This window comes from Hydrogenophaga sp., assembly GCF_026125825.1.
In the GTDB taxonomy this organism is placed as follows: domain Bacteria; phylum Pseudomonadota; class Gammaproteobacteria; order Burkholderiales; family Burkholderiaceae_C; genus Hydrogenophaga.
Map to the genome: position 1 here is coordinate 1 of NZ_JAHCKK010000120.1, position 10,448 is coordinate 10,448.

Sequence of the window (10,448 nt, forward strand, 5' to 3'; positions counted from 1 at the left end):
GGCAGGCGGGCCAGTTCGCCGATGTCCAGGCCGGCGAAGGTCACCGAGAGCGCCTCGGCCTTGAGGCGCTTGCCCTGGCACGAAGGACACACCGTGCCCGACATGAAGCGCGCCACGCGGCGCTTCATCAGCTCGCTGGAAGTCGTCGCGAAAGTCTGCAGCACATACTTGCGCACGCCGGTGAAGGTGCCCTGGTAACTCGGCTCCATCTTGCGGCGCAGCGCGGCGCGCGTCTGGGCCGGGGAGAAGCCGGCATACACCGGCACGGTGGGCTGCTCATCGGTGAACAGAATCCAGTGCCGGTCCTTCTGGGGCAAATCGCGCCATGGCGTGTCCACGTCGTAGCCCAGCGTCACCAGAATGTCGCGCAGGTTCTGCCCGTGCCAGGCGGGCGGCCACGCTGCGATGGCGCGCTCGCGGATGGTCAGCGTGTCGTCCGGCACCATGGCCTTCTCGGTCACGTCGTACACAAACCCCAGCCCCTGGCAGACCGGGCAGGCGCCCTGGGGGGTGTGGGGCGAAAAGTCTTCGGCGAACAGCATGGTCTGCCCGCGCGGATACAGGCCGGCACGCGAGTACAGCATGCGCAGCAGGTTGGAGATCATCGAAACCGAACCCAGCGTGGAGCGCGAGCCGGCCGAGCCCCTGGGCTGCTGCAGCGCCACGGCCGGCGGCAGCCCTTCGATGCTGTCCACATCGGGTGTGCCGACCTGATCGATCAGCCGCCGGGCATACGGCGAGACCGAGTCGAAGTAACGCCGCTGCGCCTCCGCGTAGATGGTGCCGAAGGCCAGCGAGGACTTGCCGGAGCCGGAGATGCCGGTGAAGACGACCAGCGCGTTGCGCGGCGCGTCCACATCCACGTTTTTGAGGTTGTGCTCCCGTGCGCCGCGCACGCTCACGAACTCGAAGGTTTTTTTCACAGGCGCACTTTGTTCAATGCCCGGGGCCGACAGGGCCACCGGTTGCCTTGAAGCTTGGCACGCGCCCAGGCCCGACGGCAGCGGCGCATGGCCCACGTGGCTGTCGGACGCGTCCGACGCGCGCGCCGCTCGTCGCCCCCGTCAAGTGGCCGCTCGTGCCGCGCACACCGCCAGCACGAGGCCGCGCAACCACTGGTGCGCCGGATCGGCCTGCAACCGGGGGTGCCATAGCAAGGACACACGGATCTCGGGCAGGGCGAACGGCAGCACAAAGCTGTGCATTCCCTCGCGCAGGACACCCGTGTGCCGCTCCGGAACACTGGCGATGAGATCGGAAGCCCGCGCCAGCGCCACGGCCGTCGAGAACCCGCCCACGATGGTGACGATTTCGCGCTCCAGGCCCAGTGCGCTCAGGGCTTCGTCGATGGGGCCCTTGTCCCGCCCGCGCCGCGAGACCCCGATGTGCTGCCCCGCTGCGTAGCGCTCGGGCGTGAGCTTGCGCCGGGTCAGCGGGTGGCCGGCCCTCACCACGCCAATGAAACGGTCGCGGAACAAAGCCTGCGCCCGCACCTCGGGGCCCATCGCCTCGCCGATCACGCCGGTCTCCAGATCGACGTCGCCCTCGCGCAGCGGCGCGCTGCCCTTGTCCGGCTTCTGAACGAAACACAGCCGCACGCCGGGGGCCTGTCGCCGCACGCGCTCCAGCAGCGCTGGCCCGAAGTTCTCCACAAAGCCTTCGCTGCTGCGCACCGTGAACGTGCGCTCCAGTTGCCGGAGATCGGGCGCCTGGCTGGGACGAAGCGCGGCCTGGGCATCCTGCACGAGCTGGGGCAGCTTCTCGCGAAGCTCGATCGCCCGTGGCGTGGGCACCAGACCCCGGCCCGCCCTCACCAGCAACGGATCGCCCACCACCTCGCGCAACCTCGCCAGGGTTCGGCTCATGGCCGAGGGGCTGAGCCTGAGCCGCTGCGCAGCGCGCGCCACGCTGCCCTCGGCGAGCAACACATCCAGCGCGACGAGCAGGTTGAGATCGGGCATGGCCATCGCCAAACCATAGCAGAGGCGGGGCCGACATGGCGTTCGATGCACTTGCAAAGTGCAAACCGTGCGCCTTCCGCCAGGCCAGAGGAATCCCTACGCTGGAGGCAACCGAATCTCATCACGCCCAAGGACATCCCCATGCGCCACCTGGCCCCCTCTCCCCTTGCCCCGGCGCCAGCCCTCCCCCGCTCGAGGTGGGCCCTGGCCAGCCTGTCACTGTCCATGCTGCTGTCCGCGCTGGGCACGAGCATCGCCAACGTCGGCCTGCCCACGCTGGCCGAAGCCTTTGGCGCGAGCTTCCAGCAGGTGCAATGGGTGGTGCTGGCCTATCTGCTGGCCATCACCACCCTGATCGTGAGCGCGGGGCGGCTGGGCGACCTGGTCGGCCGCAAGCGCCTGCTGCTCGCCGGCATCGCCCTCTTCACCCTGGCCTCGGCGCTGTGCAGCCTCGCGCCCACGCTGGGGCTGCTGGTCGCCGCCCGCGCGGCGCAAGGCCTGGGGGCCGCGCTCATGATGGCCCTCACGATGGCGTCCGTCGCCGACGCCGTGCCCAAGGCCCGCGCGGGCAGCGGCATGGGCCTGCTGGGCACCATGTCCGCGGTCGGGACGGCGCTGGGCCCCACGTTGGGCGGCATCCTCATTGCCGGGCACGGCTGGCAGCTGATGTTCCTGGTCAACGTGCCCCTGGGCGCCTTGGCCCTGCTGCTGGTGCACCGCTTCGTGCCCGCAGAACCCCTGCGGCCGGACCAGGGCGAGCGACTTCGATTCGATCACCTGGGCACCGTGCTGCTGGCCGGCACCCTCGCGAGCTACGCGCTGGCCATGACCCTGGGGCGTGGCCGTTTCGGCCCGCTCAATGTCGCGCTGCTGCTCGTGGCGCTGCTGGGCACCGGCCTGTTCCTGCGGGTCGAGTCGAAGGCGGCCTCCCCCCTGATCCGGCTGGCCATGTTTCGCCACCCCGCCCTGGGGAGCGGCTTTGCGGCCAGCGCCCTGGTTTCCTCCGTCGTGATGGCCACGCTGGTGGTGGGGCCGTTCTACCTGTCGGGAGCGCTCGCCCTTGACGCGGTCGCCATCGGGCTCGTCATGTCCACCGGGCCGCTCGTCGCTGCCCTTGTCGGCGTGCCGGCGGGGCGCGCCGTGGACCGCTTCGGCCCTCACCGGGTCGGCGTGTCGGGACTCGTGGCCATGGCCGCAGGCGCGGCCGTCCTGCCCTTTCTGGCGACAGCCTCTGGCGTGCCCGGCTACGTCGCCTCGCTCGCCACCCTCACAGCCGGCTACGGGTTGTTCCAGGCCGCCAACAACACCGCCATCATGCAAAACGTGCACGCCAGCCAGCGTGGCGTCGCGGGCGCTCTCGTCAACCTCTCGCGCAACCTCGGTCTCATCACCGGTGCCTCCTTCATGGGCGGCGTGTTCGCCTGGGGTGCCGGGGCGACCGACCTGGCCACCACCCGCCCCGGCGCCCTGGCAACCGGCTTGCACTGGACCTTCGCGGTGGCACTTGCGCTGGTCTTGATCGCGCTCGCCCTGGGCTGGGTGGCGCGGCGCCGGGCCGCTGCTGCCCTGCGCCCTGTCGCCTGAGCCGCCGCCGCTCACCCAGCCCGGCAAGCGTTTCGCACCACCGACACGCGGTTTCGTCGCAACCCGCTCGCCCAGCGCCACCGCGCGCTGCACAGTGCGGTCTCCCTCAACCCCTCGCTCCTGGAGCCCACCATGCTGCTGCAACTCCTCGCCGACCACCCGCAAGCCGTGGTGCCCGTTCTGCGCCAGACACCCGTGTGGGTGTGGGGCCTGCTCGCCGCGTTCCTCGCGTTGGGCCTGAGCCAGCTGCGCGAGCGCACCGCCAGCCTGGCCCGCGTGTCGCTCATGCCGTTGGCGATGACGCTCTTCTCGGTGTCGGGCACGTACTCGGCGTTCGGTGCCACACCTCACCGGGGCCTGGCCATCACGGCCTGGCTCATCGCCGCCGTGTTCGCCTTCGCCCTCGTTGCGCGCGGCCGCGCCCATGGGGTGCAGTACGACCCGGCGCGGCGGCTGTATCGCCTGCCCGGCAGCGTCGTCCCGTTGTTGCTGGTCGTGGGCATCTTTCTGGTGAAGTACGTCGTCGGCGTGGATCTCACCATGGCACCGCAGCTGGTGCAGGACACGCAGTACGTGCTGTGCGTCGCCGCCCTGTACGGCGCTTTCACGGGTTTCTTCGTTGGCCGCGCCTCGCGCCTGTGGCGCCTGGCGATCCGGCCTGCCAAAGCTCATTATTCACTTAATGGTGAATAAAGGGTGATCCGAGGGAGTTCGGGTACGCTCTGGCGGCATTGCCCGCCGCCGTTTTCCCCGCAGAAGGACCCCCGCCGTGACCGCCAAGAAGGCCCCCTCCGAGCCCAAGATCCGCGACGCCGAGCGCTCCAAGGCCGCCATCCTCCTGGCCGCGCGCGAGGAGTTCGCCCGCACCGGCCTGGGGGGCGCGCGGGTGGAGCGCATCGCCGAGAAGGCGGCGGTGGACAAGAAGCTCGTCTACTACTACTTCAAGGACAAGGACGGCCTCTTCGCCGCCGCGCTGGAAAGCGTCTACGCCGAGATCCGCAACGCCCAGCTCTACCTCGACCTCCAGGGCATGCCCCCGCTCATCGCGCTGCGCCGGCTGGTGGAGTTCACCTGGGACTACTACATCGCCCACCCCGAATTCATCACCCTGCTCAACAGCGAAAACCTGCACCTGGCGCGCCACCTGCACGGCTCGCAGCGCATCCGCGAACTCAACTCGCCGCTGGTGCAGTCGCTCGGCGACATCCTGGAGCGCGGCCAGAAAGCCGGCCTGTTCCGCGCCGGCATCGACCCCGTGCAGCTCTACATCACCATCGCCGGCTGTTCCTACTTCTACCTCTCCAACATCCACACCCTCTCGGCCGGCTTCAACCGCGATTTCAAATCGCCCAAGCAACTCACGCAGCGCCTGGCCCACATCACGGAAGTGGTCTCGGCCTTCGTGCTCGCCTAGCGCTTTTCTTCACCGATCAGGGAAAACCAGGGGCCTCGCGCCCCTTTTCTTGGCCCTACAATTCTCCAATTGGTGAATAAAGAGCGAGAAAAGCCCATGCGAAAGATCGACAGCTACGCCCACATCCTGCCGCGCAAGTACTTCGAGCGCATGGCCGAGCTGGCCAAGGACAAAGGCGCCATCAAGCGCTGGCTGACCATCCCGGTGCTGTACGACCTGGAGGCGCGCCTGAAGATGATGGAAGGCTTCCCCGGCTACCAGCAGATCCTCACGCTCTCCAACCCGCCCATCGAGCTGATCGCCGGGCCCGACGACTCGCCCGCGCTGGCCCGCCTGGCCAACGAAGAGATGGCCAGCATCCGCGACGCGCACCCCGACAAGTTCCCCGCCTTCGTGGCCTCCCTGCCCATGAACAACCCGGCCGCTTGCCTGGAAGAAATGGCCTACGCCATCGGCGTGCTGGGCGCGCGCGGCATCCAGGTGTTCACCAACGTGAACGGCCGCCCGCTGGACGAGCCCGAGTTCTGGCCGATCTTCGAGGCCGCGGTGAAGACCTACGACGTGCCGGTGTGGATGCACCCCGCGCGCGGCGCCAACATGGCCGACTACGCCTCCGAGACGAAATCCAAATTCGAGATCTGGTGGACCTTCGGCTGGCCCTACGAGACCAGCGCCGCCATGACGCGCATGGTGTTCTCCGGCTTTTTCGACAAGCTGCCCGAGCTCAAGGTCATCACCCACCACATGGGCGCCATGATCCCGTTCTTCGACGGCCGCGTCGGCCCCGGGCTGGACCAGTTCGGCAGCCGCACCTCGGACGAAGACTACGAAGGCCTGCTCAAGCGCATGGCCAGGCGGCCCATCGACTACTTCCGCCTGTTCTACGCCGACACCGCGCTGGCCGGCGGGCGCTCGGGCCTGCGCTGCGGGCTGGACTTCTTCGGTGCGAAGCAGGTCGTGTTCGCCTCCGACTGCCCCTTCGACCCGGAAGGCGGCCCCATGTTCATCCGCACCATCCCCGAAGCCATCGACTCGCTCAACCTGCCCGAAGAAGAACGGGAAGGCATCTACTTCCGCAACGCGCTGCGCCTGCTGAAGATGCCCTGCTGCTAGTCGCCACAACCACCCGATTGAAGGAGACACGACGATGAAGAACCCATGGATTCGGGCGCTGCTGGCGGGCCTGCTGGCCGCCACCGGCCTTGGCGCGCAGGCGCAGGCCCAGAACTACCCCAGCCGCCCCGTGCGCATCATCGTGCCCTATGTGCCCGGTGGCACGGTGGACCTGGTGGCGCGCGTGCTCGCGCAGCGCCTCACCGAGCAGATGGGCCAGCCCTTCGTGGTGGAAAACCGCGCAGGCGCCAGCGGTGTCATCGGCAGCGACCTTGTGGCCAAGGCCCCGGCCGATGGCTACACGCTGCTGGTGCAGTCGCCCACGCTCATCGCCAACCCGCTCATGGTGCGCAAAGTGCCCTACGACGTGGTCACCGACTTCACGCCGGTGTCGTTCCTCGGCTCCGTGCCCATGGTGGTGGCGGCCCACCCCAGCGTGCCCGCCGACAACCTCCAGCAGTTCCTGGAGGCCGCGCGCGCCAAGCCGCAGGGTTTCAGCCTGGGCACCTCGGCCATCGGCTCACCCATGCACGTCTCGCTCGAAGCCATCAAATTCGGCGGCAAGCTGGAAATGCCCATCGTGGCCTACCGTGGCACGGCCGCGGCCCTCAACGACCTGCTCGGCGGCCAGATCAGCGTGATCATCGACGCCCTGCCGTCCACCGCGCCGCACATCGCCAGCGGCAAGCTCAAGGCCCTGGCCGTCACCACCAGGGCGCGCATCCCGAGCATGCCCAACGTGCCCACCGTGGCCGAGTCCGGCATTCCCGGCTTCGAGATGGTGACTTGGTACGGCCTGTGGGCGCCGGGCAAGCTGCCCGAGGCCATCAGCAAGCGCCTCACCGAAGAAAGCGCCAAGGCCATGCGATCGGCGCTGGTGACCGAGCGCCTGGGCGCGCAAGGCTTCATCGCCGCGCCCATGGGCCCCGCCCAGTTCGCGCCCTACATCACCAAGGAAATCGCGACCTACGCGCGCATCGTGCGCGACGCCAAGATCCAGATCGACTGAGGCAGGCGCGCGGCCCCTCAGGCCGCCGCCCCGGTGTAGCGCCGCATGCCCTTCACCAGCGCGTCGAACACCACGCGGCAGCGCGCGTTGTGGCGCAGGCCTTCGTGCATGGCCACCCAGGTGGGCAGCTTGAAGGCAAAGCGATCGGGCAGCACGCGCACCAGCTGCGGGTCGCGCCGAGCCAGCCCGACCTGGCAGGCACCGATGCCCGCGCCCGCGCGAACCAGGGCCAGCTGACCCAGGTCGCTGTCGCAGCGCAAGTGGAAAGCCTCGTGTGTCCAGGCCGGCAGCTTCGCGCGCGCCGCCCGCACGAAAGGCGTCTCCACGTCGTAGCCGATCACCGTGTGCCGCGAGAGCTCCGCCATCGAGGCGGGCTGGCCAAAGCGCGCAATGTACGAGCGGTGCGCATGCAGGCCCACCACCACCTCGCCCACCTGGGTGGCCACCAGCACGTCCTGGCTCGGTGGCGCCATGCGCACCGCGATGTCCACCTCGCGCTGCACCAGGTCCTGCAGGCGGTTGCTCAGCACCAGCTCCACCTCCAGCAGCGGGTGCTGGCGCCGCAGCGCCGCCAGCAGGGGCGGCAGCACCTCCACGCCCACCACCTCGCTCGCGGAAACGCGCACCGCGCCGCGCACCCCATCGCCCAGGCCGCGCGCCGTGCGCTCCAGCGCGGCGGCCGTGTTGTGCATCGCCTCGGCATCGCCGCGCAGCGCCAGCGCCGCATCGGTCGGCAGCAGGCCGGTCTGTGAGCGGGTGAAAAGCGCCAGGCCCAGCCGCGCCTCCAGCGCGGCGATGTGGCGCCCCACCGTGGGCTGCGTGAGGCCGAGCGCGCGCGCCGCGCCCGACAGCGAGCCTTCCCGCAGCACCGCGAGAAAGCTGCGGTAGAGCTCCCATCCAATGTCGTTGGCCATGCAGAAATGTATAGCGGGTGTTCGGTGCTATGCAATTTTCTTTTGCCCGGCGCGGGCGAAAAATCCACCCATCGCAAACCCTTTTTGGAGCATCGACATGAATCCCCCCCACACCGCACTCGTGCTCGGCGCCACCGGCGGCATTGGTGGCGAGGTCGCCCACCAGCTGCGCCAGGCCGGCTGGCGGGTGCGCGCCATGAAGCGCGGCCTGCGCACGCCGCCCCCCGCCGACGGCCTCGACTGGGTGGCGGGCGACGCCATGAACGCCGCCGACGTCCTGGCCGCCGCTCAAGGCTGCTCGGTCATCGTGCACGCCGTCAACCCGCCGGGCTACCGCCGCTGGCACGAGCTGGTGCTGCCGATGATCGACCACACCATCGCAGCCGCCCGGGCCCATGGCGCCACCGTGGTGCTGCCAGGCACGGTCTACAACCACGGGCCCGACGCCTTCCCGCTGCTCACCGAAGACTCGCCCCAGCACCCCCCAACCCGCAAGGGCGCCATCCGCGTGGCGCTGGAGCGCCGCCTGCAGGACGCCGCCGAAGCCGGCCACATCCGCGTGCTCATCGTGCGCTCGGGGGACTTCTTCGGCCCGCGGGCCGGCAACAACTGGTTTTCGCAGGGCATGGTCAAGCCCGGGCGGCCCGTGACCCGCGTGCAGCTCCCCGCGCGCCCCGGCGTGGGCCACCAGTTCGCCTACCTGCCCGACGTGGCCCGCACCATGGTCGAGCTGCTGCAACGGCGCGAGCACCTGCCCGCCTTCGCGGCCTTCCACATGGCCGGGCACTGGGACGCCGACGGCCGCCAGTTCGGCCAGGCCATCCAGCGCGCCGTGGTGCGCCACGGCGGCCGCGCGCCCACGCTCCAGCCCTTCCCCTGGTGGCTCATCCGGCTGGCGTCGCCCTTGGTGACCACCCTGCGCGAGCTGCTCGAAATGCGCTACCTCTGGCAACGCGAAGTGCGCATGGACAACCGCCGCCTGCTCCAGGTGCTGGGCCGCGAGCCCCACACCCCGCTGGACGAGGCCATCGAGGCCACGCTCCAGGGCATCGGCTGCCTCGGCGGGCGCGACAACCCCACGCCCGTGGCAGGCCGTGCCTGACCCGTAAACTCCGGGCCATGTCACTCAAAATCGTCGTCTATTCCAAGTCCGCCTGCCCGCAATGCGAGTCGGCCAAGATGCTGCTCAAGTCCCGCTCGCTCGGTTTCGAGGAAATCAAGATCGACGACGAAGCCGAGCGCATCGCCTTCTACGAAAAGTGCGGGCCTTCGGTGCGGCAGATGCCGCAGATCTTCATCAACGACCAGCGCGTGGGCGGCCTCCAGGGGCTGCAAGCCGCGCTGGCGCAGCTCAACCGCTGAGGCTGGCCGCCGCCCGTCGTTGCAAGGCGTTGTCCGACAGCCTGCGGGGCGCCCGGCGCGCCCAATGGGAATCTCCCCACCTTTCAAGGAGATTCCAACCATGAGCATCAGCCACACACCCACCCCGGCCATGGCCGCACCCGTGGTGGACCAGGATCTTGAAGAGCAGGCCAAGCCCGGTTACGGCATTCCGTCGCAAGACCCCAGGCCCGCGGCGCAGGCCAAGCTCAGTCCCGCAGAAGCCGAGCGCGAAGCCCATTCCGTTGCCATGGGCGGCGGCGTGATGGTGGGCGCTGCCGCCGGTGCCGCCGTGGGCGTGGCCGTGGCCGGCCCGGTGGGCGTCGTCGTGGGCGGCGCGGTCGGCGGCGTGGCGGGCGCGCTCGGCGGCCTGGCGGGCGGCGGCGGACAGGCGGTCGGGGTCGGTGCCTTCGGGGGGTTGCGGGTCGGTGGCGCCGGTCATGACCCGGCCTCGCCGGAGTCGCGTCGGACCGGCTCAGGTGACGTGGGCTCGGGCAGCTCGCCGGGATGCAGGTAGCGCATCATCTGGCGCACCACGCGGGCATGGAGCTGGACCTGCTCGCCGCGGGCGCGGCGGTCGGCGTCGGTTTCGTCGGCGCGCATGGCCTGGACCTGCGCTTCCAGCTCGGCCAGGTCGTCGCCGATGACCCCCTGGCGGCAGGCGATGGCCACGGTGCGGCCCCGGCTGACCGTCAGCACCCCGCTGCGCACCGCGCAGAACCGCGCCACCCCGTCCGCCGCGCGCCAGCGCACCACCGAGGCGGGCAGCACGGTCATCAGCTCCGTGTGGCCGGGCAGGATGCCGAAGCCGCCGCTGGCATCCTCGGCGCGCACGGCGCTGATGTCGGTGCGATCGACCAGCACGGTCGAGGGGGTGGTTATGGTAAGGTGCAGGGTGCGGGTCATGGCGCCCCCGCCCTTGTGCCGGAGAATTCCTTGGCGCCCTGCCCTTCCTTGGCCCGCGCCTGTTCCAGCGTGCCGGTCATGTACAGCGAGCTCTCCCGCCAGGCGTCGCATTCGCCGGCCAGGATGGCGCGGCAGCCGGCGATGGTGTCGGCGACCGGGACGGAGCA

11 protein-coding genes and 2 pseudogenes are annotated in these 10,448 nt (G+C 70.0%); 8 read left to right on the forward strand and 5 right to left on the reverse strand.

Annotation, left to right across the window (positions count from 1 at the left end; genetic code table 11):
• Both KIT86_RS22505 and KIT86_RS22510 read right to left on the reverse strand, forming a co-directional pair.
• A pseudogene (locus KIT86_RS22505) lies at positions 1-923 on the reverse strand (excinuclease ABC subunit A); the annotation flags it as partial.
• Positions 924-1,064: 141 nt separating this feature from the next.
• Positions 1,065-1,967, reverse strand: a complete 903-nt coding sequence (locus KIT86_RS22510; RefSeq protein WP_297402559.1) for a LysR family transcriptional regulator — start codon at positions 1,965-1,967, stop codon at positions 1,065-1,067.
• 135 nt (positions 1,968-2,102) lie between these two features.
• On the opposite strand from KIT86_RS22510, the gene KIT86_RS22515 reads away from it, so the two are divergent.
• The 5 genes from KIT86_RS22515 to KIT86_RS22535 all read left to right on the forward strand — a co-directional run bounded on the left by KIT86_RS22515 (position 2,103) and on the right by KIT86_RS22535 (position 7,081).
• Positions 2,103-3,545, forward strand: a complete 1,443-nt coding sequence (locus KIT86_RS22515; RefSeq protein ID WP_297402560.1) for an MFS transporter — start codon at positions 2,103-2,105, stop codon at positions 3,543-3,545.
• A 132-nt stretch (positions 3,546-3,677) separates the two neighbouring features.
• Positions 3,678-4,238, forward strand: coding sequence for a DUF6622 family protein (locus KIT86_RS22520; protein WP_297402561.1), 561 nt, complete (start codon positions 3,678-3,680; stop codon positions 4,236-4,238).
• A gap of 76 nt (positions 4,239-4,314) precedes the next feature.
• Positions 4,315-4,959: a TetR/AcrR family transcriptional regulator gene (locus KIT86_RS22525; protein WP_297402563.1), complete on the forward strand. Its 645-nt coding sequence runs from the start codon at positions 4,315-4,317 to the stop codon at positions 4,957-4,959.
• Between the two features lie 96 nt (positions 4,960-5,055).
• A complete protein-coding gene (locus KIT86_RS22530) occupies positions 5,056-6,072 on the forward strand; it encodes an amidohydrolase family protein (RefSeq protein ID WP_297402565.1) in 1,017 nt (338 codons plus the stop codon).
• Between the two features lie 34 nt (positions 6,073-6,106).
• Positions 6,107-7,081 (forward strand): tripartite tricarboxylate transporter substrate binding protein, encoded by a 975-nt coding sequence (locus KIT86_RS22535; protein ID WP_297402567.1) that lies wholly within the window; start codon positions 6,107-6,109, stop codon positions 7,079-7,081.
• Between the two features lie 17 nt (positions 7,082-7,098).
• Here KIT86_RS22535 and KIT86_RS22540 read toward each other — a convergent pair whose 3' ends face one another.
• Positions 7,099-7,995: a LysR family transcriptional regulator gene (locus KIT86_RS22540; protein WP_297402569.1), complete on the reverse strand. Its 897-nt coding sequence runs from the start codon at positions 7,993-7,995 to the stop codon at positions 7,099-7,101.
• A 97-nt stretch (positions 7,996-8,092) separates the two neighbouring features.
• Here KIT86_RS22540 and KIT86_RS22545 point away from each other — a divergent pair, with 97 nt between their 5' ends.
• The 3 genes from KIT86_RS22545 to KIT86_RS22555 all read left to right on the forward strand — a co-directional run bounded on the left by KIT86_RS22545 (position 8,093) and on the right by KIT86_RS22555 (position 9,892).
• Positions 8,093-9,097 carry an NAD-dependent epimerase/dehydratase family protein gene (locus KIT86_RS22545; protein ID WP_297402571.1) on the forward strand — a complete coding sequence of 335 codons (1,005 nt, stop codon included), beginning with the start codon at positions 8,093-8,095 and terminating at the stop codon, positions 9,095-9,097.
• 17 nt (positions 9,098-9,114) lie between these two features.
• Positions 9,115-9,357: a glutaredoxin domain-containing protein gene (locus KIT86_RS22550; protein WP_297402573.1), complete on the forward strand. Its 243-nt coding sequence runs from the start codon at positions 9,115-9,117 to the stop codon at positions 9,355-9,357.
• Positions 9,358-9,457: 100 nt separating this feature from the next.
• Positions 9,458-9,892, forward strand: coding sequence for a hypothetical protein (locus tag KIT86_RS22555; protein WP_297402575.1), 435 nt, complete (start codon positions 9,458-9,460; stop codon positions 9,890-9,892).
• On the opposite strand, the gene KIT86_RS22560 is transcribed toward KIT86_RS22555, so the two are convergent.
• Positions 9,814-10,281, reverse strand: a complete 468-nt coding sequence (locus KIT86_RS22560) for a F0F1 ATP synthase subunit epsilon (protein WP_297402577.1) — start codon at positions 10,279-10,281, stop codon at positions 9,814-9,816. The genes KIT86_RS22555 and KIT86_RS22560 overlap by 79 nt on opposite strands.
• Positions 10,278-10,448: pseudogene (locus tag KIT86_RS22565) on the reverse strand (F0F1 ATP synthase subunit beta); the annotation flags it as partial. The pseudogene KIT86_RS22565 and the gene KIT86_RS22560, both read right to left, overlap by 4 nt.